The sequence below is a fragment of the Streptomyces sp. NPDC048604 genome (assembly GCF_043199435.1).
Taxonomy (GTDB): Bacteria; Actinomycetota; Actinomycetes; order Streptomycetales; family Streptomycetaceae; genus Streptomyces.
In genome coordinates this window covers 414,885-440,404 of the sequence record NZ_JBICVX010000002.1, presented here as the reverse complement: position 1 = coordinate 440,404, position 25,520 = coordinate 414,885, and the positions used below count along the sequence as shown (strand labels likewise).

At 72.3% G+C, this 25,520-nt stretch carries 21 protein-coding genes; 5 read left to right on the top strand and 16 right to left on the bottom strand.

Annotated features, from left to right (window positions below; translation table 11 throughout):
* Positions 1–3: 3 nt before the first annotated feature.
* From glyA to ACGFMM_RS05840, 3 genes are all read left to right on the top strand, one after another.
* Positions 4–1,263, top strand: a complete 1,260-nt coding sequence (glyA, locus tag ACGFMM_RS05850) for a serine hydroxymethyltransferase (protein ID WP_393643498.1) — start codon at positions 4–6, stop codon at positions 1,261–1,263.
* Between the two features lie 163 nt (positions 1,264–1,426).
* Entirely contained in the window at positions 1,427–2,797 is a 1,371-nt protein-coding gene (locus ACGFMM_RS05845) for an L-serine ammonia-lyase (RefSeq protein ID WP_393643496.1), read from the top strand.
* A gap of 174 nt (positions 2,798–2,971) precedes the next feature.
* Complete coding sequence (locus tag ACGFMM_RS05840; protein ID WP_393643494.1) at positions 2,972–4,495, top strand: FAD-binding oxidoreductase; 1,524 nt, start codon at positions 2,972–2,974, stop codon at positions 4,493–4,495.
* A gap of 21 nt (positions 4,496–4,516) precedes the next feature.
* Here the strand turns inward: ACGFMM_RS05840 and ACGFMM_RS05835 are convergent, their stop codons facing one another.
* The 4 genes from ACGFMM_RS05835 to ACGFMM_RS05820 form a co-directional block, all read right to left on the bottom strand.
* The gene (locus tag ACGFMM_RS05835; RefSeq protein ID WP_393643492.1) at positions 4,517–6,415 is read right to left on the bottom strand and encodes a BTAD domain-containing putative transcriptional regulator; all 1,899 of its coding nucleotides are present in this window, start codon (positions 6,413–6,415) and stop codon (positions 4,517–4,519) included.
* Positions 6,416–6,540: 125 nt separating this feature from the next.
* The gene (locus ACGFMM_RS05830) at positions 6,541–8,064 is read right to left on the bottom strand and encodes an FAD-binding oxidoreductase (protein WP_393643490.1); all 1,524 of its coding nucleotides are present in this window, start codon (positions 8,062–8,064) and stop codon (positions 6,541–6,543) included.
* 67 nt (positions 8,065–8,131) lie between these two features.
* Positions 8,132–9,349 carry an MFS transporter gene (locus ACGFMM_RS05825; protein ID WP_393643488.1) on the bottom strand — a complete coding sequence of 406 codons (1,218 nt, stop codon included), beginning with the start codon at positions 9,347–9,349 and terminating at the stop codon, positions 8,132–8,134.
* 123 nt (positions 9,350–9,472) lie between these two features.
* Positions 9,473–9,925 (bottom strand): carboxymuconolactone decarboxylase family protein, encoded by a 453-nt coding sequence (locus ACGFMM_RS05820; RefSeq protein WP_393643487.1) that lies wholly within the window; start codon positions 9,923–9,925, stop codon positions 9,473–9,475.
* Between the two features lie 46 nt (positions 9,926–9,971).
* On the opposite strand from ACGFMM_RS05820, the gene ACGFMM_RS05815 reads away from it, so the two are divergent.
* Complete coding sequence (locus tag ACGFMM_RS05815) at positions 9,972–11,456, top strand: PLP-dependent aminotransferase family protein (protein ID WP_393643485.1); 1,485 nt, start codon at positions 9,972–9,974, stop codon at positions 11,454–11,456.
* 3 nt (positions 11,457–11,459) lie between these two features.
* Here ACGFMM_RS05815 and ACGFMM_RS05810 read toward each other — a convergent pair whose 3' ends face one another.
* The 6 genes from ACGFMM_RS05810 to ACGFMM_RS05785 all read right to left on the bottom strand — a co-directional run bounded on the left by ACGFMM_RS05810 (position 11,460) and on the right by ACGFMM_RS05785 (position 17,965).
* The gene (locus ACGFMM_RS05810; protein ID WP_393643483.1) at positions 11,460–13,028 is read right to left on the bottom strand and encodes an FAD-dependent monooxygenase; all 1,569 of its coding nucleotides are present in this window, start codon (positions 13,026–13,028) and stop codon (positions 11,460–11,462) included.
* Positions 13,029–13,065: 37 nt separating this feature from the next.
* Positions 13,066–14,643, bottom strand: coding sequence for an AMP-binding protein (locus ACGFMM_RS05805; protein ID WP_393643481.1), 1,578 nt, complete (start codon positions 14,641–14,643; stop codon positions 13,066–13,068).
* Positions 14,644–14,866: 223 nt separating this feature from the next.
* On the bottom strand, positions 14,867–15,505 hold the full coding sequence (locus tag ACGFMM_RS05800; protein ID WP_393643479.1) for an NAD(P)H-dependent oxidoreductase: 639 nt from the start codon (positions 15,503–15,505) through the stop codon (positions 14,867–14,869).
* Between the two features lie 164 nt (positions 15,506–15,669).
* On the bottom strand, positions 15,670–16,878 hold the full coding sequence (locus ACGFMM_RS05795; RefSeq protein WP_393643477.1) for an IS701 family transposase: 1,209 nt from the start codon (positions 16,876–16,878) through the stop codon (positions 15,670–15,672).
* A 163-nt stretch (positions 16,879–17,041) separates the two neighbouring features.
* A complete protein-coding gene (locus ACGFMM_RS05790; protein WP_393643475.1) occupies positions 17,042–17,593 on the bottom strand; it encodes an SRPBCC family protein in 552 nt (183 codons plus the stop codon).
* A 156-nt stretch (positions 17,594–17,749) separates the two neighbouring features.
* Positions 17,750–17,965: an EF-hand domain-containing protein gene (locus tag ACGFMM_RS05785; RefSeq protein ID WP_393643474.1), complete on the bottom strand. Its 216-nt coding sequence runs from the start codon at positions 17,963–17,965 to the stop codon at positions 17,750–17,752.
* A 92-nt stretch (positions 17,966–18,057) separates the two neighbouring features.
* On the opposite strand from ACGFMM_RS05785, the gene ACGFMM_RS05780 reads away from it, so the two are divergent.
* Complete coding sequence (locus ACGFMM_RS05780; protein WP_393643472.1) at positions 18,058–18,699, top strand: GNAT family N-acetyltransferase; 642 nt, start codon at positions 18,058–18,060, stop codon at positions 18,697–18,699.
* A gap of 62 nt (positions 18,700–18,761) precedes the next feature.
* On the opposite strand, the gene ACGFMM_RS05775 is transcribed toward ACGFMM_RS05780, so the two are convergent.
* From ACGFMM_RS05775 to ACGFMM_RS05750, 6 genes are all read right to left on the bottom strand, one after another.
* A complete protein-coding gene (locus ACGFMM_RS05775; protein WP_393643471.1) occupies positions 18,762–19,955 on the bottom strand; it encodes a YncE family protein in 1,194 nt (397 codons plus the stop codon).
* Positions 19,955–20,719, bottom strand: coding sequence for a polysaccharide deacetylase family protein (locus ACGFMM_RS05770; RefSeq protein WP_393643469.1), 765 nt, complete (start codon positions 20,717–20,719; stop codon positions 19,955–19,957). The genes ACGFMM_RS05775 and ACGFMM_RS05770 overlap by 1 nt, the downstream gene beginning before the upstream one ends.
* A gap of 356 nt (positions 20,720–21,075) precedes the next feature.
* Positions 21,076–21,582 carry an ATP-binding protein gene (locus tag ACGFMM_RS05765; RefSeq protein WP_393643467.1) on the bottom strand — a complete coding sequence of 169 codons (507 nt, stop codon included), beginning with the start codon at positions 21,580–21,582 and terminating at the stop codon, positions 21,076–21,078.
* 252 nt (positions 21,583–21,834) lie between these two features.
* Positions 21,835–22,602: an enoyl-CoA hydratase/isomerase family protein gene (locus tag ACGFMM_RS05760; RefSeq protein ID WP_393643465.1), complete on the bottom strand. Its 768-nt coding sequence runs from the start codon at positions 22,600–22,602 to the stop codon at positions 21,835–21,837.
* Between the two features lie 99 nt (positions 22,603–22,701).
* On the bottom strand, positions 22,702–23,937 hold the full coding sequence (locus ACGFMM_RS05755) for an Ig-like domain-containing protein (protein WP_393643464.1): 1,236 nt from the start codon (positions 23,935–23,937) through the stop codon (positions 22,702–22,704).
* Positions 23,938–24,129: 192 nt separating this feature from the next.
* Positions 24,130–25,386 carry an Ig-like domain-containing protein gene (locus ACGFMM_RS05750; protein WP_393643462.1) on the bottom strand — a complete coding sequence of 419 codons (1,257 nt, stop codon included), beginning with the start codon at positions 25,384–25,386 and terminating at the stop codon, positions 24,130–24,132.
* Between the last annotated feature and the right edge of the window lie 134 nt (positions 25,387–25,520).

The following is a 25,520-nucleotide window of genomic DNA, read 5'->3' as shown; positions in this document are numbered from 1 at the left end:
CCGATGTCGCTTCTGAACACCCCTCTCCACGAGCTGGACCCGGACGTCGCCGCCGCCGTCGACGCCGAGCTCCACCGTCAGCAGTCCACCCTCGAGATGATCGCCTCGGAGAACTTCGCTCCGGTCGCGGTCATGGAGGCGCAGGGCTCGGTCCTCACCAACAAGTACGCCGAGGGCTACCCCGGCCGCCGCTACTACGGCGGCTGCGAGCACGTCGACGTCGCCGAGCAGATCGCCATCGACCGGGTGAAGGACCTGTTCGGCGCCGAGTACGCCAACGTCCAGCCGCACTCCGGCGCCTCCGCCAACCAGGCGGCGCTGTTCGCCATGGCCCAGCCGGGCGACACGATCCTGGGCCTGGACCTGGCCCACGGCGGTCACCTCACCCACGGCATGCGGCTGAACTTCTCCGGCAAGCAGTTCGACGTGGTCGCGTACCACGTGGACGAGGCCGGTCTGGTCGACATGGCCGAGGTCGAACGCCTGGCCAAGGAGCACCGCCCGAAGGTGATCATCGCCGGCTGGTCGGCGTACCCGCGTCAGCTGGACTTCGCCGAGTTCCGCCGGATCGCGGACGAGGTCGAGGCGTTCCTGTGGGTCGACATGGCCCACTTCGCCGGCCTGGTCGCCGCGGGTCTGCACCCGAACCCGGTGGAGTACGCGGACGTGGTCACCTCCACGACGCACAAGACCCTGGGCGGCCCGCGCGGCGGCATCATCCTGGCGAAGAAGGCGTTCGCGAAGAAGCTGAACTCCTCGGTCTTCCCGGGCTTCCAGGGCGGTCCGCTGGAGCACGTGATCGCCGCCAAGGCGGTCTCCTTCAAGGTCGCGGCCTCGGAGGACTTCAAGGAGCGCCAGCAGCGCACCCTGGACGGCGCCCGGATCCTCGCCGAGCGTCTGACCCGGGCCGACGTCACCGAGCACGGCGTGTCGGTGCTGTCCGGCGGCACGGACGTGCACCTGGTCCTGGTCGACCTGCGCAACAGCGAGCTGGACGGCCAGCAGGCCGAGGACCGCCTCCACGAGGTCGGCATCACGGTCAACCGGAACGCGATCCCGAACGACCCGCGTCCGCCGATGGTCACCTCCGGTCTGCGGATCGGCACCCCGGCCCTGGCCACCCGCGGCTTCGACGCCGAGGACTTCGCCGAGGTCGCCGACGTGATCGCGGAGACCCTGAAGCCCGGCTTCGACGCCGAGGCCCTCAAGGCCCGGGTCACCGCGCTGGCCGACAAGCACCCGCTGTACCCCGGCCTGAAGTAATTTCGTACCCTTTTGTTCCGCGGTCCGTCCGCGGGCGTTGGTACGGACATCCGGGGCACCGCGCACACTGGACAGTGAGCGCGGTGCCCCGGCCCATGCCACCCCCACGTTTCTGCACCACCCCGGCAGACAACGGCGTCTACCACCCCACAAGGAGTTTCCCGTGGCCATCTCGGTCTTCGACCTGTTCTCGATCGGCATCGGCCCGTCCAGCTCCCACACGGTGGGCCCCATGCGGGCGGCCCGGATGTTCGCGCGCCGGCTGAAGAACGAGGGACTGCTGGCCCCGACCGCGTCCATACGCGCGGAGCTGTACGGCTCGCTGGGCGCGACCGGCCACGGCCACGGCACCCCGAAGGCGGTCCTGCTGGGCCTGGAGGGCAACTCGCCGCGCACGGTCGACGTCGAGACGGCGGACGAGCAGGTGGAGCGGATCAAGAGCAGCGGCCGCATCAACGTGCTCGGCGCGCACGAGATCCCGTTCGACTTCGACGAGGACCTGATCCTGCACCGCCGCAAGGCGCTGCCGTACCACGCCAACGGCATGACGATCTTCGCGTACGACGCGGAGGGCGCGCTGATCCTGGAGAAGACGTACTACTCGGTCGGCGGCGGCTTCGTCGTCGACGAGGACGCCGTGGACGGCCAGAGCCCGATCATCCCCGACGACACCGTCCTGAAGTACCCCTTCCGCACCGGCGACGAGCTGCTGCGGATGGCGAAGGACACCGGACTGTCGATCTCCGCGATGATGCTGGAGAACGAGAAGGCCTGGCGCACCGAGGCCGAGATCCGGGCCGGCCTGCTCGAGATCTGGCGGGTCATGCAGGCCTGCGTTTCGCGCGGCATGGCCCGCGAGGGCATCCTGCCGGGCGGCCTGAAGGTCCGCCGCCGCGCCTCCGCCCTGGCCCGCAAGCTGCGCTCCGAGGGCGACCCGAAGGCGCACGCGATGGAGTGGATCACCCTCTACGCGATGGCCGTGAACGAGGAGAACGCGGCCGGCGGGCGCGTGGTGACCGCCCCGACGAACGGCGCGGCCGGCATCATCCCCGCGGTCCTGCACTACTACATGAACTTCGTGCCCGGCGCCGACGAGGACGGCGTGGTCCGCTTCATGCTGGCGGCCGGCGCGGTCGGCATGCTCTTCAAGGAGAACGCCTCGATCTCCGGCGCCGAGGTCGGCTGCCAGGGCGAGGTCGGCTCGGCCTGCTCGATGGCCGCCGGCGCGCTGGCCGAGGTCCTCGGCGGCACCCCGGAGCAGGTGGAGAACGCCGCCGAGATCGGCATGGAGCACAACCTGGGCCTGACCTGCGACCCGGTCGGCGGCCTGGTCCAGATCCCGTGCATCGAGCGCAACGGCATGGCCTCGGTGAAGGCCGTCACCGCCGCCAAGATGGCCATGCGCGGCGACGGCAGCCACCTGGTCTCCCTCGACAAGGTCATCAAGACCATGAAGGAGACCGGCGCCGACATGTCGGTCAAGTACAAGGAGACCGCGCGCGGCGGTCTCGCGGTGAACATCATCGAGTGCTGAGCACGTACTGATCGAGTGCTGAGAGCCCCGGGCCCTGCTGATATCCGGTATCTCGCCTGATATCTGACGGATTCCCCCTGATTTCCGGTCCGCACGGCCGGAATGGATCGTTCGGCGTGCCAGTCTGCGGCCGTCCGCCTGCCGTCGGCAGGCCGTTTCCAGGGGGGAATCATCATGCTGTCCAGACGTACGCTCATGCGCGCAGGCGCCGCGACCGGTGCGGCCGGGGCCTTCGCCGGCGGGGTGCTGCCACTGGCCGGGGCGGTGGCGGAGAGTGTGCCGTGGGGGAGGCTGCGGGGGCGGCTCGGCGGGGAGCTGGTGCTGCCGGGCGACCCGGGGTACGAGGTCGCCAAGCAGCTGCAGATGGCGCGGTACGACGTGGTGCGGCCGCGGGGCGTCGCGTACTGCGCCTCCGCGGCCGACGTCGCGGCCTGTCTCCGGTTCGCGCAGGACCACGAGCTGCCCGCCGCCGTGCGCAGCGGGGGGCACAGCCAGGCCGGGTACTCGACGTCGACCGGGCTCGTCGTCGACGTCTCCCGGATGAACGGGGTGCGCCCGGCGGGGGCGACGGTGCGGATCGGGGCCGGCGCGCAGGGCGTCGACATCGTGAACACGCTGTCCCCGTACGGCCTCCAGGTCGCCTCCGGCACCTGTCCGACGGTCGCCATCGGCGGCTGGCTGCAGGGCGGCGGCTTCGGGCTGGCCGCGCGCAAGTTCGGCATGGGCGCCGACCGGCTGGTCTCGGCGCGGGTGGTGCGCGCCGACGGGACGTCCGTACGCTGCTCCGCCGGCGAGCACCCCGACCTGTACTGGGCGCTGCGCGGCGGCGGCGGGGGCAACTTCGGCGTGGTCACCGAGTACGAGGTCCGGCCGGTGCGGATCCCGTCGCTCAGCCTCTACAACCTGACCTTCGACGGCGCGGACGCGGTGGAGGTGGTGCTGGCCTGGCAGGAGTGGATCCGGCAGGCGCCGCGCGAGCTGTCCGCCGAGCTGTTCCTGCTGCTGCCCGAGGACTCCCCGGCGGGCACGCTGCCGACCGTGGTGCTCTCCGGCGGGTTCATCGGCCCGCAGGCCGGCTGCGACCGGCTCCTCGACGGTCTCGTGAACGGGCTCGGGCGCCGTCCGGTGAGCCGCGAGGTCGCCGAACTGCCCTTCCAGCAGGCGATGATGAAGGTCTTCGGCTGCGCCGACAGCACCGTCGAAGCCTGCCACCGGATCGGCTACTCGCCGCACGCCCGGCTGCCCCGGGAGAACTACGCCACGTACCGCAACGTGTTCTTCGCCCGCCCGTGGACCCGGGCCACCGCCGAGTCGGCGGTCGCCGCGCTGGTCGGCGGGCCGGTGCCGGGCCAGTTCCGTTTCCTCGGCCTGTTCGCGTACGGCGGCCGGGTGGGCGACCTCGCGCCCACGGAGACCGCGTTCGTCCACCGCGACGCGCTCTTCGAGGCCGGCTACCAGGTCGGCCTGCCCGTCCCGGACCCCTCGCGCGAACAGCGCGAGCAGGCCCAGGCCTGGGTCGACGGCGGCTACGCCACCCTCTACCCGGCCTCCACGCGCCGCTCCTACCAGAACTACATGGACCCGGCGCTCACCGGCTGGCGCGAGGCGTACTACGGGTGCAACTACCCGCGGCTGCGGGCGGTGAAGCGGGCCCACGACCCGCACGGGTTCTTCCGCTTCGCGCAGGGCGTCGACTGAACGGCGAAACGTTTCATGCCGTCATGACGCCGCCGCGCAGGCCAGCCGGCGCGCGGTCAGGGTGCGGACGCCCAGCCGGCCCACCGCACCACGGCGTCCGGGGTCGGTGTGCCGGCCCCGGGCGCTGTTGGCGAAGGCGAGCCGGAACAGCTGGGGGACGCACAGCAGATGCTCGCCGTTCCACACCGCGGGACGGATCACGTGGAAGGCCGCGAGCAGTTCGACGGAGCGCTCGATGGAGGGGACCGAGCGGTGCAGCCGGCGGGCGAGGTACGCGACGGTGACGTCGACCCGCTCGGCCCGGCTGATCTCGGTGAGCACGGCGCGGGCGCTGTGCGGCAGCCGGTCGGCGGACTCGACGAGATAGCGCCGCACGTCCAGGTGCGGGCTGCTCAGCTCTTCCAGCCGTACCTGGTCGTCGGCGAGCCGGGCCGCGAACTCGGCGAGGCTGCGGCCCGGCCAGGCCGCGATCCGGCTGCCGACCGCGCGGATCGCGGCCGGCAGGCCGCCGCACCAGGCCACCACGTCCGCCACGGCGCCCGGCTCGGGGGCGGCCCGCTCCTCGCCGATCACGCGGGCGAGCAGCCGCCGTCCGTCGGCCTCCACCAGGGGGCCCAGTCCGACGGAGGTGACCGTGCCGGGCAGCCCCTCCAGTCGGCGCCGGGAGGTGACGATCACGGCGTTGCCCGGACCGGCCGGCAGCAGCGGGCCGAGCTGTTCGGCGTCCGCGGCGTCGTCGAGGAGCAGCACCATGCGGCGGCCGGCTGCCCAGCCGCGGAACAGCCGGGCCAGGTCGTCGGTGCGCTCGGGCAGGTCGGCCCGGTCGTGGCCGGCCGCTGCGAGCAGTTCCCGCAGCGCCTCGGCGGGCCGCTTCGGCGTGCCGTCCTCCAGGTGCAGGGACGCCTTGAGCTGCCCGTCGGGGAACGAGCGGCGCATCCGGTGCGCCACCTGCAGGGCGACCTCGGTCTTGCCGACGCCCAGGCCGCCGGTGACGGTGACGATCCGCACTCCGGCGGGCTCCACGCCCTCGGGGAACGCGCTCGGGGCGAGGCCCATGGCGATGTGCCGCATCTCGGGGCCGCGGCCGACGAAGCCGGCGATGGCGGGCGGGAGCTGGCAGGGCACCGGGCCGTCGGCGGGCCGGGCCGGGGCGGCCGGGCGTTCGTTCCCGCCGGCCAGCACGGCGCGCTGGAGCTCCTGGAGCCGCGCGGACGGTTCGAGGCCGAGCTCCTGCGCCATGGCGCGGCGCAGCCGGGCGTACGCGGAGAGGGCCTCGCCGCGCTGGCCGCAGCGCCGGGCCGCGGTCATCAGCTGGGCGCAGAACTCCTCGTGCAGCGGGTACTCGTAGGTCAGGTCGCGGGTCTCCTCCAGGACGGCCCGGTCGTGGCCGAGCGTCAGGTCGGCGGCGATGCGCCGCTCCAGCGCCTGGATCCGCAGGTCCTCGACGCGGGCGGTCTGCGCGGCCAGCACCGGGCCGGTGTCGACGTCCTCCAGGACGCCGCCGCGCCACAGGTCGAGCGCCCGGCGCAGCGCCTCGGCGCCCTCGCGGGCCCGGCCGCGGGCGAGGGCGTCCTTGCCCTCGCGCACCAGGTGCTGGAAGTCGAGCAGGTCCAGCGCGCCGTCCCGGACCGGGAGGCGGTAGCCGTGCGGGTGGGTCTCCACCGGGTCGGCGCCCCGGTTGTCGCCGTCGCGGCCGGCCAGAGCCTTGCGCAGCTGGTAGATGTACGTCTGGACCGTCTTGCGGGCGCATTTGGGGGGCTGGTCGTCCCAGAGCTCTTCGATGAACCGCTCGGTGGGGACCACGCGGTCGCCGTGCGCCAGCAGTACCGCGAGCACCCGGCGGGCCATGGGCGCGGTCGGCGTCCGCAGCTCCCCGTCGACTCGTACCTCCATCGGACCGAGCAGGGCAAAGTGCAGCATCAACGGTGTCCTAACCGGTGGTTGACTTCGGTGACTCGTACACAGGCCCCGGTGACGCCGGTTCGCTCCCACGCGCGGGCGGCGGGACCGCCGGGGCCGGCGCGCACGGCGCCGGCCCCGACCGGTCAGGGGAGCCGCACCGACAGCGCGTGGCGGAAGACGTCGCGCGGGTCCCAGGCGGCCTTCACCGTGCGCAGCCGGCCGGCGTTGCCGAGGAAGTACAGCTCCTCCCACGGGACGCCGGAGCCGTTCCACTCGGGGTCGGCCATGTCGATGTCGGCGAAGTTGACGTAACAGCCCTGGTCGGCGTCGCCGGGCGCCGGGACACCGCCGGTCTTGGCGTACAGGTCCCGGTAGAGGCGGGCCATCCAGGCGAGCGCGGCGCCGTCCTGCGCCGCGTCCTGCCAGGTGTTCATGAAGAACGCCTGCATGACGGAGTCGCGCTGGGCGGAGGCGGTGGCCCCGGCCGGCACGGTGTTGATCCGGCCGCCGTACGACTGGAGCGCGATCAGGGCGCTGTCGTGGTCGTGGTCGGTGCTGTCGAGGTAGTCGTACAGGGTGTCGATCTGGTCCGCGGTCCAGGCCCGGCGCAGGAAGCTGGACTTGACCTTCTGGCGGCCGGTCTCGGCGTCCTGCGCCTGGGCGAGCGCCTTCTTCGCCTCCAGCCACGGCACCACCTCGGTGGGCAGGACGACGGGGAAGTCGCCGAGGCCCTCCGTGACGGCCGCGAGGTAGTCGCTGAGCAGCCGGTCGGCGTCCGGGCGGGTGGCGTCGACGTGGGCGAAGACGACGGCGCCCATGCCCGGATCGTCGGTGCGGGGGCGGCCGTTGAGGATCAGACCGGAGAAGAGCGAGGCGTACGGGGAGTCGGCGGCGCTGTTCTCCTCGTGCCACCGGCCGAAGTTGCCGGCCAGGGTGTGCAGGGCGGCGCGGTCGAGGCCGGCCCGGTTGAACAGGACGGTGCCGGTGAGCACGGAGGCGGGCGGGACCGGCAGGGCGGTGCGCGGGTCGTCGCCGGCGGCGTCCAAGGAGCGGAACCAGTAGCGGGTGACGACGCCGAAGCTGCCGCCGCCACCGCCGGTGTGGGCCCACCACAGGTCGTGGTGCGGGTCCTCGGGGTCGCGGGTGGCGACGATCGCGCGGACCTCGCCGTCGGCGTCGGCGACGACGACCTCGACCGCGAGCAGGTGGTCGGCCGCGAGGCCGGCGCTGCGGCACAGCGAGCCGAAGCCGCCGCCGGCGACGTGGCCGCCGAGGCCGACGGTGGCGCTGTCGCCAGCCGGCAGGGCGACGCCCCAGTTCTCGTACAGGGTGCGGTAGAGGTCGGCCATCCGGACGCCCGGCTCCACAGCGAAGGCGCCGCGCTCGGCGTCCCAGGCGATCTCGCGCATCTCGCCGAGGTCGAGGACGATCCGGACCTCCGGGTCGCCGACGGTGTTCTCGTAGCCGTGGCCGCCGCTGCGGACGGCGATCCGCTTGCCGTCCCGGACGGCGTCGCGGACGGCGACGACGACCTGGGCGGTGGTGGCGGCGACGTGGAACGCCTCGGGCTCGGCGGTGAAGCGCTCGTTCAGGCCCCTGGTGGCCAGGCCGCGGTAGGCGTCGTCGCCGGGGCGGACGATGCCGGGGGCGGGGGTGTGCTCGGTCATGCCGGTCCTCAATCGTCGGATGGAGTTGGTCGGTTCGGGCCGCCCGCCGGGCGGGCGGCCCGGGGCCTCATTCCGCGGCGGTGGCGGCGGCGGTCGGCGCGGTGCGCCGGACGCCGCCGAGCACCAGCAGGGTGACCAGGGCGAGGCCTGCGCCGATCCACAGCACGCTCGTGGTGGAGATGCCGTCGACGGCGAAGCCGCCGAAGAGGGCGCCGAGGGCGATGGAGAGGTTGAACGTGGAGACGTACAGCGAGGAGGCGGCCTCGGTGGCGTCGGGTGCGGCGTCGAGGATCCAGGTCTGGAAGGTGACGGGCACGGCGCCGTAGCCGAGGCCCCACAGGATGAGCAGGGCGCCCGCGGTGAGCGGGCTGTTGCCGACGAGGGCGAACAGCACCATGGCCGCGGTGAGCACGATCGAGATGCCCACGACGGTCTCGCGCAGCCGCTTGGCGATGACCGCGCCGGCGATGAAGTTGCCGCAGATGCCGGCGACGCCGAAGGCCAACAGCAGGCCGCCGATCATGCCGTCGGCGATGCCGTCGTCCTGCAGGATCGGCCGGACGAAGGTGTACGCGAGGAAGTGACCGGTGATCACCAGGAAGGTGATGGCGATGCCGGCCCGGACGCCCGCGTTGCCCTTGAAGACCTTGGGCAGGTCGCCGAAGGTGATGGTCTGCTCGGCGGGCACCTTCGGCATCAGCACGACCATGGCGGCCAGCGAGACCAGGCCGAGGATGCCGACGGCGGCGAAGGCGGTGCGCCAGCCGCTGAGGTCGCCGATGATGGTGCCGGTGGGGATGCCGAGGACGGAGGCGGTCTCCACGCCGCCGAAGATCACGGCGGTGGCCCGGGGCACGTGCTTCTCCGGGACGAGGCGCAGCGCGATGCCGCCGGCGATGGACCAGAAACCGCCGACGCTGATGCCGATGAGGAAGCGGGCCACCAGCACGACGGCGAAGCTGGTGGCGAAGGCGGACGCGAGGTTCGCCAGGCCGACGATCCCGATCAGTACGACGAGGACGAGCCGGCGGTCGACGCGGCCGGTGATGACGGTGACCAGGGGCGCGGAGATCGCGGCCACGAGGCCGGGGACGGTCACCATGAGGCCCGCGGTGCCCTCGGAGACGTCGAGGGCGGAGCCGACCGGGGTGAGCAGGCCGACCGGCAGGAGCTCCGAGGTCATCAGGGAGAAGATGCCCAGGGTCACGGCCAGGACGGCGAGCCAGCCCTTGACGGGCGAGCGGTCGTCCGTCGGCGGGGACGCCGGGGTTTCGAGGGTGGTCACGGCAGGATCAGCCCTTCGTGAGGCGGGGACGGGGGTGGGGGCCCGCTCTGCCGAGCGGGCCCCGGCGGGACGAGCGCGGCGGCCCCGTGGGGGCGGCCGCCGCGCTCGGGGTGGTGCGGCAGGTCACTCGGTGCCGGGGGTCTTGCGGGTGGCGACGTTCATCCGGTTCCAGGCGTTGACGGTGAAGATCAGCGCGATGAGCTGGGCCAGCTCCTTGTCGCCGAAGTACTCGGCGGCCTCGTCGTAGACCGCGTCCGGCACGCCGTCGGGGAGCTTGGTGACGGCCTCGGTGAGGGCGAGCGCGGCCCGCTCCTGCAGGGTGTAGAGGGAGGACTCCTCCCAGCCGTTGAGCTGGTAGATGCGCTCCTCGGTCTCGCCGGCCTTGCGGGCGTCGGAGGTGTGGTAATCGATGCAGTAGGCACAGCGGTTGATCTGCGAGGCGCGGATCTGCACCAGCTCGAGGAGGACGGGGTCGATGCCCTCGCGGGCGGCGGCGTCGAGGGCCAGGACGGCCTTGAACACCTTGGGGGCGACGGTCGAGAAGTTCATGCGCTGAGGCACTTCGTAAGCGGTCATGGAACGACCGTAGGCCCGGAATCGGCCCACGCTATGGTTCATTCCCGTGACAGAACAGTGGGTCAATCACGAGCAGTCGCACGACGGCGCGGGATTGCCGGACGACGTCGCCGGCACCGATTTCCACCTCGCGCTCTCCGGCGAGGGAGGTTTGCGTGAGCAACTCATGGACGCCGTACGGGAGGCCATCCGGTCCGGCCGGCTGGTGCCCGGCACCCGGCTTCCCCCCTACCGCAGCCTCGCCCAGGACCTCGGCATCGCCCGCAACACGGTGGCCGACGCGTACGCCGAGCTGGTGGAGGAGGGCTGGCTGGCGGCCCGTCAGGGCTCCGGCACCCGGGTCGCCAAGCGCGCCGCCCCGCTGCGCCCGGAGCAGTCCGGCGGGCCCCAACGCATCACCAGACGACGGATCCTGCACGATCTGATGCCCAGTTCGCCGGACGCGGCCGCCTTCCCGCGCAGCGCCTGGACGGCGTCGGCGCGGCGCGCGGTCGGGGCGGCGCCCAACGACGCGTTCGGCGTGGGCGATCCGCGGGGCCGGCCGGAGCTGCGCCGGACGCTCGCCGAGTACCTGGCGCGGGCCCGCGGGGTGCGCACGGAGCCGGACCGGATCGTGATCTGTTCAGGGTTCGCACATGCGATGAAGCTGCTGGGTACGTTCCTCGAGGGCGCGGTGGCGGTGGAGTCGTACGGGCTGGACTTCCACCGCGAACTGCTGCACGACGCCGGGCTGCCCACCGTGCCGCTGACGGTGGACGCGCACGGGGCGCTCACCGACGAGCTGCCGGGCACCGGCGCGCGGACGGTGCTGCTGACGCCGGCGCACCAGTTCCCCACCGGCGGTCCGCTCCATGCGGAGCGGCGGGCGGCGGTGGTGGACTGGGCGCGCTCCGGCGGCGGCCTGGTCGTGGAGGACGACTACGACGGCGAGTTCCGCTACGACCGCCAGCCGGTCGGCGCGGTACAGGGCCTGGACCCGGACCGGGTGGTGTACATCGGCTCGACCAGCAAGAGCCTCTCCCCCGCGCTGCGGCTGGGGTGGATGGTGCTGCCGGGCTGGATGGTGGACCGGGTGGTGGCCGCCAAGGGGCCGCGCGAGATGTGGTCCGGGGTGATGGACCAGCTGACGCTGGCCGACTTCATCGCCTGCGGCGCGTACGACAAGCACCTGCGCAAGATGCGGCTGCACTACCGGCGCCGCCGCGATCTACTGGCCTCGACGCTCGCCGAACGCGCCCCGCACATCGCGGTGAGCGGCGTCGCGGCGGGCCTGCACGCCGTCCTGGAACTGCCCCCGGGCACCGAGGAGGCGGCCCTGCGCGCCGCCCGCCGGGCCGGCCTGGCCCTGGACGGGCTGGGCCCCTACCGGCACCCCGACAGCACGATGCCGCCCCGCGACGGTCTGGTCATCGGGTACGGCACCCCGCCGGACCACGCCTTCGGGGCGGCGCTCGACGCGCTGTGCCTCGCGCTGCCGGACCTGCCCGAGGACGGCCCGGCGACCGCGCGGCGCACCCCCCGCCGCCGCTGACGCTCAGCGGGCGCCCGGGACCAGCCCGACGGCGAGCTCCTTCTCCAGCCGGTCCAGGTCCCGGGCGTGGCCGTGGGCCGCGATGTGGCCGTCCGGGCGCACCAGGTGGTAGCCCGGGCGGGGGCACAGGCCGCGGGTGCCGGCCGGCAGGTGCGTGACCCGCACCTGCGGGAAGCGGGCGGTGATGTGGGAGGTCTCGGTGAGCCAGCGGGCGTCCGCGGCGCGCAGCAGCAGCGTCCAGACCGCCGGTTCCGCGCCCGGTCCCGCGGTGCCGAGGGCCAGCCCGGCGGCCCGGGGGACGACGGCGCCGGGTCCCGTCGCGGCGGACAGCCGGCCGCGCAGTCCGCAGCCGCCCCGGCCCGACGGACGCTGGGTGGCGCGCTCGGGGGTGTAGGCGAGCCGGCGGCCGGCCAGCACCGGCGCGTAGAGCCGGGCGGCCGCGCCGGAGCGGTCGAACAGGGTGAGGGCGGCGTCGCGGACGGCCGCCCGGCCCGGGGTGCGGGCGGTGAGGGCCCGGGTGTGGACGTCGGTGTCGCGGACGATCCGGCGGGTGGCCTCGGCGCGCTCGGCGCCGTAGCTGTCCAGGAGCGTCGCCGGGGAACGGCCCTGGAGCACGGCGGCCAGCTTCCAGGCGAGGTTGTGGGCGTCCTGCAGGCCGTTGTTCATGCCCTGGCCGCCGGCCGGGCTGTGCACATGGGCGGCGTCCCCGGCGAGGAAGACCCGGCCCCGGCGGAAGTCGGTGGCCCGCCGGGCGTGCACCCGGAAGACGGTCTCCCAGACCGGCTCGGTGATCCGCACCCCGCGCGGGCCGCGGGTGTCGATGATCTCCTGCATGATCTCGCGGGACATCGTGCCGCCGGCCGGCATGACGGACAGGAAGCGGAACACCCCGCCGGGCTGCGGCACGACCACCAGGGTCCCCTTCAGGGTCTGGTAGTACGCGATCTCGTCCGGCGGCAGATACCCGTCGATGCGGGTGTCGACCAGCGCGAACGCCATCTCGTACGTGCTGCCCTCGAAGCCGATGCCGAGCTGTCCGCGCACCGCGCTGCCGGCGCCGTCGGCGCCGATCACGAACGGCGCCCGGTGGCGCTCCACCGTGCCGTCGTCGTGCTCCAGGACGGCGGTGACCGTGCCGCCCGGCTCGATCCGGTCGGAGAAGTCGACGTCGTCGAGGCAGAGCAGCCGCACCCCGCGCTCGACCTTGCCGCCGAGCGCGTGCAGCCGTTCGGTGAGGATGCGCTCGGTCTCGTACTGCGGGAGCTGACGGGCCGCCAGCTCCTCGGTGAAGGTGAGCGTGGCGACCGGGCGGCGGTCGGAGAAGTACCGGAAGGCGTGCACCGGCACGGAGACGCGGCGCACCTCCTCGCCGGCCCCGAGGTCCGTGAGGATGTCGCGGACCCGTGGCCACAGCGACAGGGCCTTGGGCACGCCCAGCCCCTCGTGCGCCCGGTCGACCATCCGCACCCGCACCCCGCGGCGCAGCAGTTCGCACGCGGTGAGCAGCCCGGTGGGCCCGCTGCCGACGATCAGGACGTCGGCGTCGCCCGGGGTGGTGTCTGCCGTGGTCATGGGTGTCCGCTCCTCTCCGTCGCCCGGTCCGCCGCGGTCAGTTCGCCTGCTCGGCGGCGCGCGCCCGCAGCCGGGCGGCGAGCTCGATGCGCTGCACCTTCATCGTGGCCGTGCGGGGCAGCTCGGCCAGCTTCATCTGGACGGGCTCGGCCAGCGTCGGCCACTCGGTGGTGGCGGCGCGCCAGCGGGCCCGGTCCAGCGGCTGGTCGTCGCGGGTGCACAGGACCGGGACGGGCTCCTGGGCGGGGCCGGGTACGACGACCAGTTCGGTGAGCTCGTCGAGGCGGCCGAGGACGGTGTCCTCGATCTCCAGGGTGGAGGCGATGCCGGGGATGGCGTCCACCTCGCGGTCGAGCAGGTGCAGACAGCCCTCGTCGGTGCGGTAGCCGAGGTCCATGCCCCGCCACCAGCCGCCGTGGACCTGGGTGTCGTACCGCTCGCGCTCGCCGAAGTAGCCGAGGCAGCGGCCGGCGGCCTGGACGTCGATGTAGCCGGGGTTCTCCCGGGTGACCGGCTGCCCGTTCCGGCTGACCAGCTTGAACTTGGTGTCGCTCGGGAACGCGTAGCCCTGGCAGCGGCCGTCGGCGCCGTGCGCGGTGGCGCGGGTGAAGCCGCGGCCGACCAGCGGGCCCGTCTCGCTCTGGCCGTAGATCTGGTAGAAGAGCGGCGAGCTGCGCTCGCTGGCGTGCAGCAGCTTGTCCATGGTGCTCGGGTGGATGGCGTCGAACGTGGTGCTGAAGTACTTCACGTTCGCCAGCGGCTTGAGCGGGTGCTCGGCCAGCACCTCCCACTCCATGAAGGAGTTGGGGTGGGACTCGATGAAACCGGGCCGGGTCTCGGCCCACAGCGCGGCGGCCTTCTCCGGGTCGGCATCGTTCATGACGAGCATCCGGTTGCCGCGGGGCAGCAGGACGGCGAGGGCGAGCGGCATCCGCGAGTGCACGTACGAGACGTGCAGCGCCACGGTCTCGGTCTCGCGGATCATGTCGAAGAGCTTCGCCTGGGGCCGGTAACGGCCGTGCAGGGTACGGGCGGAGTGGACGACCAGCTTCGGCAGGCCGGTGGTGCCCGAGGTGTGGGTCATCAGCGCCGGCAGGTCCGGGTGCGGCACGACCGGCTCCTGCCGGGGCGCGCCGGCCAGGTCGGCGATCGACACCGTGCCGGGGCGCGAGCCGTCCGCCACGAGCACCGCGCTGGTCAGCTCGGCCAGCGGGGCGTCGGCGAAGGCGCCGTCGAGCTTCGCGGTGTCGGTGATCAGGTACGGGCCGCCGAGGCGGCGCAGCAGCGCGAGCACGCTGTCGGCGTCCAGGTACGGCGAGAGCTGCACCGGGACCGCGCCGATGCGGGACACGGCGCTGGAGAGGATGTTGATGTCGAAGCCGTTGGACTTGTGAACGGCGACGTGGTCGCTGCGGCGGATTCCCGCCGCGTACAGCCGGGCGGCCATGTCGTCGATGTGCTCGGCGAGTTCGGCGAAGGTCAGCCGCCGGCCGGCGTCCGGAAGCAGATCCAGGTCGTGGTCGAGAATGATCAGCTGATCACCGTGTTCGGCCGCGGCCCGTTCGGCCACCAGGCCCATGTAGAGGCCCTTGTCACTGGCCCGGACAGGAAGCATGAGCAGGCTCCTCAGGTCGTGTTTCCGGCGGCGGATGGAAATGCCCGTGCAGGAAAGAGTGTTCGGGATTCGGAGGCGGTCGAAGAAGACCGGTCCGGGCGATCCGTCATATGGACCGCAAGGAATGGATGATCCGTCATGTCCGCACCCGCGAATTCGTCGGAAAACCCGGTGACGGAGAAATGCGGCGGGCGATTGCCCCGATCGCCCGCCGCACGGCAGGTCATCGCAGGCTCTGGCGGCCGCGGTTCAGGAGATCGGCGATCTCGACGGTGCGGCGGGCCTGGTACTCGATGGCCGCGAGGTTGTCGTCGTCGACGTTGCCGCCCTGGTTGCGCGAGACGCTGCTGACGCCGTAGGGGTTGCCGTTGGTGGGCGCGAGCTGGATGTCGTCGGCGACGCCGGGCGGGACGATGAGCGCGCCCCAGTGGTAGAAGGCATTGTTGAGGGCGAGGATGGTGCTCTCCTGGCCGCCGTGCAGGGTCGCGGTGGAGGTGAAGGAGGACATCACCTTGTTCACCAGTCCGCGCTTCATGTGCAGCGGCAGGGTCAGGTCGATGAACTGCTTGAGCGAGGCGGCCGGCAGCCCGTAGCGGCCGGAGGTGCCCCACATCACCGCGTCGGCCCACTCCAGGTCCTCCAGGGTGGCCTCCGGGATGTCCTTCACGCTCTCCAGGTGGTCGGCCCAGACCTGGTTCCAGGTGTCGTTGCCGGGGACGATGCTCTCGGTGGTCAGCTCGGCGGTCCGGCGCAGCCGGACCTCGGCGCCGGCCTTCTCGCCGGCGGCGGCGGCCGCGGCGGCGAGCTTGTGCACGTTGCCCTGGGACGAGTAGTAGATGACGGCCAGCTTGGTGGTGGTCATGGCAGTACTGCTCCTTGGGTGAAGGCGGGACGAGTTCGTCGGCGGGATCGGTGAGCGGGCGTACGCGGGCGCGGTGCGCCTGGGTGGGTACGCGGGGTCGGTACGCGGCGTCGGTACGCGGGGTGTCGGTACGCGGGATCGGGACGCCGGGCCGCTGCGCGGTGTCAGACGGCGGGCCGCAGCGCGCGGCCGGTGCGGCCGGAGAGCATCGCGACCGCGTGCGCGGCGGAGGCGAGCGTGGCGTGGCGGTGCCAGCCGGTGAAGGAGCGCCCGGTGAAGTCGCGGATGCCGACCTGCTGGGCGACGTCGGCGAGGTCGTGCTCGACACGGCGGGCGAGGCGGGTCAGATGCCGCAGTTCGCCGATGCCGTGGGTGGTGAGGTCGGTGAGCCACAGTTCGGCGGGCCAGCGCCCGCCCTCGGCGACGCCCATCAGGAGCAGGGAGCCGGCCGGGCGCTCGGGCCGCTGCCCGGGCGCGGGGGCGGGAGAGGAGCCGGAGAGCATGACCCGGACGGTGACGACCGGGCTGCGCAGGCCGGGCTCCTCGCCGGGGCGGCGCACCGGGCGGCGCATGTGCCAGACGGTGGACATGATCTGCTGCGCCGTCACGCTGACGCCGCGCCGGGGGAAGACGGGTTCGTCGACGGCCAGCCGCAGGGCACCGTCGACGCGCAGCATCATCGGGGTGTCCGCGGCACGCAGCCGGGCGACCACGGCGGCGACGTCCGCCTCGCGGGCGTCCATCACGACCGGCCGGACCGGAAGCCGGCTCTTGGTGAGGAGCTCCTGGCAGGCCCGGACCGAGCACTGCGCGAGGCTCTCGGGCACTTCGCCCTCGGGTATGGACGCCTGGCGGGCCTGGTCGGGGTCGGCGAGCCAGCGGGGAGAGAGCTGCAGCCGCCAGTTCAGCGGGGTGCTCCACTCGTGGGTGGCGGCCCAGACGCCCACCGCCTGCTGGGCGTTGACGACTTGCCCGAGCGCGGGGACGAAGCGCCGTTCCACGCCCACGGAGGTGTCCCCGGCCTTGGGGATCACCATGGGGTGGACGACGTACGCGTGCGGCTGGGCGACGCGTTCGACGTACTGGGCGAGCGCGCGGCGCACCGGGACCCAGTCCCAGGTGGAGCTGGTGATGAAGTGGTGCAGGCTCTGTTCGATGGCGTCGCCGCCGAAGAGGGCGGCGATGTTGCGGATGGACTTGCGCCCCTCGGCCTCCAGCAGGCCCCTCAGGTAGACCATCCCCTTGGTGCGCTGGTCGCGGCGGGACATCGAGGAGAACAGTTCGGACCCGAGCTCCGCGAGCAGGAGCTCGCGGAGCCCGTTCCGGGCGGTGCGGTCGGTGGGCGTGTCACGTCTCAGCAGCGCGACGGTCATGGTGGTTCCCCCAGTGCGGCCGGTGCGGTGTCGGTTGCGGGCGAGCGTGCCCCTCGCCGCCCACGTCCCGGAGCCTCACACGGGGTGACCAACAGGCGACCTAGGACCGGCAAATCCCCAGGTCAGGACCTTGCTTCCGGCCGCATGCCGGGGTGCCGGCCGGTCAGGCGTCCGCGTACTGCTTCTCGATGACGACCTTGATACGGGCGAGGGTCTCGTCGAGATCCCGCTCGAGCTTCGCCGTCCAGTCCACGACGAAACGCTCGCGCGCGGCCTCGTCGAGATCCGCGACGATCTTGTGAATTCCCTCGGTGGCGCGGCTCATCCGGAAGTGGTGGGTGAGGATCGCGCCGTCGCCGTCGGCCTCGATGTCGAAGCCCCAGACGGAGTCCTGGTTCTCGCGGGTGTGGGTGAGCATCGCCCAGCGGAAGGTCCGGCCGGGCTCCGCCGCGGTGATCCGGGCCTCGGTGTACCAGGTGCCGCGGACCAGCGGGGCCCAGGCCACCACGTCCTCGCTGCGCAGGTTCTCGCCGCGGAAGACGGCGCCGACGGTCGACGGCTCGCCGATCCACTCGCCGCCCATGCACTCGGGACTCCATTCGGAGCTGCGCGGCAGGTCGCTGACGACGGCGTAGACCTCTTCGGGGCGCGCGGAAATTCGGGTGCTCGCGCGCAGCTCGAACAACGGGTTCTTTTCGATGATGGTGTTCGCCATGACAATGATGTTTCCCGCGCCCGAGAACTCCGGTCAATGAGCGAAATACTATCCGTCAAGTGTTTCCGATGACCCGTCAAAAGAATAACGCCCCGTCGAGAATGCCGGCCGCCGGCCGTTTCTCTTCGGGGCGATTCGGCGCGGTGCGCCCGTGCGTCAGGCCTTGCTGAGGTGCGCCCAGAACTCGTCCCAGGAGAGCTTGCCGTCGCCGTTGTCGTCCCGCTGCTTGATCAGCGCGTCCGCGACGGACTCGGTGACGTTCCAGTCCCCGAGCTGCGCCATGACGCTCTTGTACTCGGCGGCGGTGATGTAGCCGTCCCCGTCCACGTCGTACTTGTCGAATGCCGTGCGTGCCGACTCGATGTCCGCCACTGGTCCACCCCTTCTCGGTGCGTTTTGCCGGGGGTCAGGTTATCGGTCCGGGCGGACCGCCCGGCTGCGGGGCCATGGGCGATCATGGAGTCATGAGCAGCGACGACGTGGCACGGATCCTGGCAGCGGCGGCGCGCGGCGACTTCCCGCCGCCGGACGGCTCGGCGGTGGTCGTGCCGCAGCCGAGCCGCCGGGACGCAGGCGTGCTGGCCTTCACGGCGCACTCGGTGATCTTCACCGACGAGGACCCCGCGTGGGTGCACGCGGCGCTGGCGGCGACGGACGCCGATCCGCTGGCCGCCTCGATGAACCCGGTGTTCCTGACCGGTCTCCTCGCGAAGACCGGCCGCCGGATGAACACCGTCGACCTGCTGACCGTCGCGGACCGGCTGCCCGGCGAACCCGGCCTTGAGCTGCGGGAGATCCAGGACGCGTCGCATCCGCGGGTGGCGCGGGCCCTGAAGTACCGGGACGACGTCCGGGTCTGGACGGTGGACGGCGGCGTGCTGATCCTCGGCCGGGGCGTGGCGGGCCGCTGGGAGGCCGCGATCGAGGTGGACGAGCACGTCCGGCACCAGGGGCTCGGCCGGGCGCTGGCCCGGGCCGCCCGGCACCTGACGCCGGGGCCCGTGGTGTGGGCCCAGCAGTCGCCGGGCAACGCGCGCAGCGTGCGGACGTTCCAGGCTGCGGGGTACCGGCCGGTGGCCTCCGAGGCGCTGTTCGTGGCGGGCTGACGGCATGCGCACGGCCCCGGTCCCGTCGTGACGGGCCGGGGCCGGAACGGACGCGCCGGGCGTCAGCGGAAGACGCCGGTGTGGCCGAGCGAGTAGCGGCCGGGCTGCGGGTAGACCGCGAGGCCGTGCGGGCCGCCGCCCACCGGGATCCGGGCGAGCTGCTTCCCGGTGGCGGTGTCGATCGCGTACACCTCGGAGTCGTACCGCCCGGACAGCCACAGGACCTTGCCGTCGGCCGAGACGCCGCCCATGTCCGGGGAGCCGCCGTCCGGCAGGTGCCACTTCTTGGTGAGCTTGTTCTGGGCGAAGTCGAAGACCGAGATGCTGCCCTCGCCCCGGTTGGGGATGTACATCTCCTTCGAGTCGCGGGAGATGTAGAGGCCGTGCGCGCCCTTGCCGGTGGGCAGCAGGGTCGGCGTGGTGAACTTCTCGCCGTCGAGGACCCACATGCCGTGGGCCATCATGTCGGCGATGTAGAAGGTCTTGCCGTCCGGGGAGATCTTCACGTCCTGCGGCATCGCGCCCTCGAAGGGCAGCTTCTGCTGGCCGATCACCTCCAGCTTCTCGGTGTCGACCTTGAGCAGTTCGCCGGAGAACTCGCAGGACACGACGAAGTAGCGGCCGTCGGCGGAGAAGTCGGCGTGGTTGACGCCGTAGCAGGAGACCGGGACGGTCTTCTTGCGCTCCATGGTGTGCGGGTCGCGGAAGACCAACTCGCGGTCCATGGAGGCCATGACGACGGCGTACTTGCCGTTCGGCGTGAAGTAGAGGTTGTACGGGTCGTGCACCTCGACCGGCTTGCCCGCGACGCCGGTGGCCGGGTCGATCGGGGTGAGCGTGTGGCCGCGGTTGTTGTTGACCCAGAGCGTCTTCAGGTCCCAGGAGGGGACGACGTGCTGGGGCTGGATGCCGACCGGGATGGTCTCGATGACCTTGTAGGTGGCCGGGTCGATGACCGAGACGGTGTTGGAGTTGGTGTTGGGCACGTACACCCGGGACGGGAAGCCCTTGACGACCGGGGAGAGTTGATTGGGCCGGTCGGCCGCGTAGACGTCCTTCGGGTCGAGGACCGGCGGCATGCCGGGCAGCCCGGCGGGGACGGCCGGCTTGGGCTCCGCCGGCCGCGGGGCGGCCTTGGCGCCGCGGCCGCTCGGGGGCCGGCCGTCGTCGGAGCCGCAGCCGGCGAGGGCGGCGAGCAGGCAGCCGGCGAGCAGCGCGCCGGCGCGGCGGGTGAGGGACAGGGTGTGAGGTGGCATCAGGTCAGCAGCTCCGTCGTGGTCACCGCGCGCAGTCCGCGGCGGTCGAGGTCGGCCAGGAGGGCGGGCAGCGCGGCGACCGTGTCCGCGTAGCCGAAGTGCAGGCTCACCACGGATCCGTTGCGGACCGTCCCGGTGACGTTGCGGACGACGGCCGATGCGCCGGGCGAGGTGAAGTCGAGGGAGTCGACCTCGTACGAGAGGACGTGCGGGTAGCCGGCCCGGGCGGCGGCCCGCCGCACGTGCGGGCTCGCGTGCGGGGCGCGGGAGGGGCGGAACCAGGCGCCGATGGAGCCGGTGAGCCGGCGCAGCCGGCGTGCGCAGGCGTCGATCTCCGCGTACGCCTGCGCCTCGGTGAGGGCGTTGACGTCGAGGTGGCGCTGGGTGTGGTTGCCGAGTTCGTGGCCGCCGTCCAGGATCCGCCGGGCGAGCCGGGGGTACTGGTCGAGCCAGCCGCCGACGGCGAGGACGGTGACCCGGGCGCCGGCCCGTTCGGCCTCGGTGAGCAGGGCGCCGGCGAGGGCCGGATCGCCCTGGCCGTGGAAGGTGAGGGCGACCCGGGCGCGGTCGCGGGGGCCGTGGGTGATCTCGGCGGGAGTGCCGGGGAAGCGGCGGGGTCCGGACGCCACGGGGTGCGCCGGGGACGGCGTGGCGGGGGGCGGGGTCCGGGCGGGCCGGTCCGTGCCGCAGGCGGGGGTGAGCGCGCCGGTGAGGGCGGCGGCCGCGCCCGCCCGCAGTGCGCCGCGGCGGTCGGTCGGTGTCACGCGACCATTTAAGGGGTGGTATGCCCGAAAGGTAATGATTGAGCCAATTAAGGACGTTTGACGTCGCCGCGACACGGAGGCTCACGCGGGGGTTCACCGATGAAACAATCGATGAACACCATACTTATTCACCCTTTATAAGGTGGGTGCCCTACGTCACCAATGATTCACCAGGCGATTGTCCTGTTTTGACCGAATCTGTACCCATAGGAACTTTTGGCGACATGGCCCCGGGTCTGCCATAGTCGGAGCCACGACCCCCATTGACCCGGGCCAGGTCGTCTTGCACGCCGTGGATACACCCCCTTCATCCACGGCGCCCCACATGAAGCCCCCCACCGGGGGCTTCTGTGCGTTCAGGGGCGGTCGGCGACGCGCATCTCGAACCAGGTGGTCTTGCCGCGCGGTAACAGGTCGACGCCCCAGCGGTCGGAGAGCTTGTCGACGAGGAAGAGGCCGCGCCCGCTGGTGTCGAGCTCGTGGACCGGCATCAGACAGGGCAGCCCCCGGGACGGGTCGCGCACCTCGATCCGGATCCAGCCACGGCGGCGCAGCATCCGCAGCCCGAAGATCCGGGCACCGGTGTGCCGGACGGCGTTGCCGACCAATTCGGAGACGAGCAGGACGGCGTGTTCGGCGATCTGCGGGGAGAGCCCCCAGTGGCGCAGGACGACGGACTGGGTGAGCCGGCGGGCCGTCGCGGCCGACTCCGGCAGGGACGGCAGACACACCTCGCCGTCCGCCGGATTGCCGTACAACTCCTCGGCCTTGACGGCCCGTTCGTCCTCCGTGCCCGGTACCCACCGCGCGGCGGCCGAGCCGCCGCGCTGCCGTGGTTGCTCAACACCCTCCAGGCCCGCCATGCCCTCCATGATGGCCGCCCACAAGCGCCCGCGGGGCCGTTCCGGAGGAATAGGTACCGGAGAGATCAGGACCCTTCCGAGACCATTAGGCATATGCCGGAGGCAGTAAACAGCCCTGGAAACCAAGGCTGACCTGCGGCGACGCACCGTGTTCACATGATCACGGAAGGGTCGACTATCGGCCAGGGAAGAAACCTCCCTTGTGGCGGCGTCGCACGGAACAGCCGGTTGACGCCGCCCACCGCGCTCCCGTCAGAGGAACTTGGCCTTGCCCGGGCCCTCCTCCACGAAGCTGCGCATGCCGCGCTCGCGGTCCTCGGTCGCGAACAGTCCGGCGAACCAGTTCCGCTCGATGGCGAGACCGGTGTCGATGTCCGTCTCCAGGCCCGCGTCGATCGACTCCTTCGCGGCGCGCAGCGCCAGCGCCGGGCCCTGGGCGAGCTTCGCGGCCCAGGCGTGCGCCTGCTCGTACACCTCGGCGGCCGGGACGACCCGGTCGACCAGGCCGAGCGCGAGCGCCTCGTCGGCCTTGACCATGCGGCCGGTGAAGATCAGGTCCTTGGCCTTCGAGGGGCCGACGAGCCGGGACAGCCGCTGGGTGCCGCCGGCGCCCGGGATCAGGCCGAGCAGGATCTCCGGCTGGCCGAGCTTGGCGTTGTCGCCGGCGATCCGGTAGTCCGCGCAGAGCGCCAGCTCGCAGCCGCCGCCCAGGGCGTACCCGGTCACCGCGGCCACGACCGGCTTGGGGATGCGGGCGACGGCGGTGAACGCGTCCTGCAGGGCGCGGGACCGCTTGACCATGGCCGCGTGGTCCATGACCTGCATCTCCTTGATGTCCGCGCCGGCCGCGAACACCTTCTCCCCGCCGTAGAGGATCACCGCGCGCACGTCGTCGCGGTCGGTCGCCTCCTGGGCCAGCTCGCGCAGCCGGTCCTGGGTGGCGATGTCCAGCGCGTTCATCGGGGGGCGGTCGAGGCGGATCGTGCCGACGCCTTCGGCGACTTCGAGGTTCACAGTCATGACAGGCAGGTTAGCCCTCGTTAACGCGGACGGACCCGGTGCCGTTGCTCACAGGAGCGAGCGACAGCACCGGGTCCGCGGCGGTCCGTGCGGAGGGATCTACTTGATCCACTCCTCCCACGACATGTTCCAGCCGTTGAGGCCGTTGTCCGGGCGGATCTGCTTGTCCTTGGAGTTCTTCACGACCACCACGTCGCCGATGATCGAGTTGTTGTAGAACCAGGCCGCCGGGGTGGAGCCGTCGCCGGCGCCGCGCGCGTCCCGCAGGCCGACGCAGCCGTGGCTGACGTTCGAGTTGCCGAAGGTACCGGCGGAGGCCCAGTAGTTGCCGTGCACGAAGGTGCCGGAGGTGGACAGGCGCATCGCGTGCGGCACGTCCTTGATGTCGTACTCGCCGCCGAAGCCGACCGTGGCCCCGTTCATGCGGGTCACCTTGTACTTCTCGCTGATGACCATCTCGCCGTTGTACGTGGTCGTGGACGGCGCGCCCGCGGTGATCGGGACGGTGCGGATGAGCTTGCCGTCGCGGACGACCTTCATGGTCTTCGACTTGGCGTCGACGGTGGAGACCTGGCTGCGGCCGATGGTGAAGTTCACCGTCTTCTTCTGCTTGCCGTACACGCCGGGCCGGCCCTCGACGCCGTCCAGGTTGAGCTCGACGGTCACCTTGGTGCCCGCGGCCCAGTACTCCTTCGGCCGGAAGTCGAGGCGGTCGTTGCCGAACCAGTGGCCCTCGATCTCGACGTTCGGGACCGCGGTGACCTTGATGCCCTTCTCGACGGCCTCGGGGTTGGTGATGCCCCGGGTGAAGTTGATCGAGACCGGCATGCCGACGCCGACGGTCGAGCCGTCCTCGGGCGTGTAGTGGCCGACGAAGGTGTTCTTCGGGACCAGGGTGGTGAAGGTGGTGTCCTTCGCCGACTCGCGGCCCTCGGCGTCCTTGGCAATCGCGTGGACCTTGTACTGCGTCCCGGCGGCGAGGTGCCGCGCGGGCTCCCAGCTGGCGCCGTCGGCGGCCAGCTTGCCCTCGACCGGGGTGCCCTTGGAGTCGGCCACCGTGACGGTGGTCAGCTTGCCCTTCTCGGCGGTGACCTTCAGCGCACCGCTGGTGGCGACGTCGTTCGCGCCGTCCTTCGGCAGGATCGTCACCACGGCCTGCGAGGCCGTGTTCTCGACCTGACCGCCGCTCTTGCCCTGGTCCTTGTTCGGTACGTCGGTGTCCCCGCCGCCGCATGCGGTCACGAGGAGCAGCAGCGCCCCCGCCGCCAGTGCCTTCAGCCGCACGCCCCTACGGCCGGCCACGGCCGATGCCCCCGATATCGGCTGCCCGTTCACTCTGGTTCACTCCCCTCGCGGCCTGGCCCCGCCACGGTCCGCACCCCCGGCGCACTCCACTCGCGCGCACGGCGCTAGATAATCACACCGCAGCCATGGAAAGTTCACTCGGAATGTCACCGTTCAGTCCCAACTGCTCCGGGACGTCGGCGGGTGCCGCGGGGCGGGTGCGGACGGGGGCATGACGCCGGTTCAGCGAAGGGCGGAGCCGGTCTTCCAGCTGTTCCAGTCCATGTTCCACCCTCCCAGGCCGTTGTCGGGAGCGACCTTTCGGTCACGCGAGTTCACGACCTCGACGACGTCGCCGATGAGGGTCCGGTCGAAGAACCAGCCGGCCGGGCTGTCGGAGCTGCCGCCCTTCTCGTCCTCCAGACCGACGCAGCCGTGACTGACGTTGGCGTTGCCGAAGGTGTCCTCGGAGGCCCAGTAGTTGCCGTGCAGGAAGGTGCCGGAGTTGGTGAGCCGGACGGCGTGCGGCACGTCCTTGATGTCGTACTCGCCGCCGAAGCCGACCGTCCGGCCGTCCATCCGGGTCACGTCGTACATCTCCGTGACCACCATCTTCCCGTTGTACGTGGTGGTCTTCGGGGCCCCCGCGGTGATCGGCAGCGTGGCCAGGACCTCGCCGTCCCGGCGCACCTCCATGGTGTGCTCGGCCGCGTCCACCAGCGAGACCTGGGAGCGGCCGACGGTGAAGCCGACGGTCTTGCGCTGGATGCCGTAGACGCCGGGCGCGCCCTCGACGTCCCGCAGGGCCAGTTCGACGCTGACCTCGGTTCCGGGCTGCCAGTACTCCCGCGGCCGGAAGTCGAGCCGTTCCTTGCCGAACCAGTGGCCGACGACCTCGACCGGCGGATCCGAGGTGATGCGGATGGCCCGTTCGACGGCGGCGCGGTCCTCGATCGGCCGGTTGAAGCCGAAGGAGACGATCATGCCGGTACCGACCGTGGAGCGGTTCTCCGGCTTGAAATAGCCGATGAAGCGTTTCTCGGGGACGACGGTGGCGAAGGTGGTGTGCCGGGCGGAGCGCCGGCCGTCCTCGTCCAGCGCGACCACGTCCACGCTGTACTTGGCGGCCAGCGCCAGACGGGCTCCGGCGGCCGGGCGCCAGCGCAGTCCGTCCTCGCTGATCGTGCCCTCCAGCCGGGCCGGCCGGGCGTCCTCGATCTGGACCACGGACACCCGTTCGAGCCGTCCGCCGTCGATGGCGATCTCGACCGGCCCGTCCGCCGGAACGCCCTTCGCGCCGTCCACCGGGCTGATCCGGATGACGTCGCCGGGGGCCTTGGCCCGGCCCGGCAGCGGGAGCGCGAGGCCGCCGCCCTTCTCCCCGCCTGATCCGCCGCCGGATCCGCCGTCGCCGGTGCAGCCCGTCGTCCCGGTCAGAAGGCCGGCCGCCGCCAGCGCGAGGCCCAGGCAGGTCCTGGCCCGCTTCAGTGCATGTCTCACGCCCGGCCCAACGACTGCCCCCCTCCAGGGGAAACGTGGGCGCGGGTCATGTTGGGAGCACGGCGGTCCGGGCAGAACAGGTGGGAGGACCCCGTGCGGGGGGCGGCGGCCGGGACGCCGCCCGCTCCCTGACG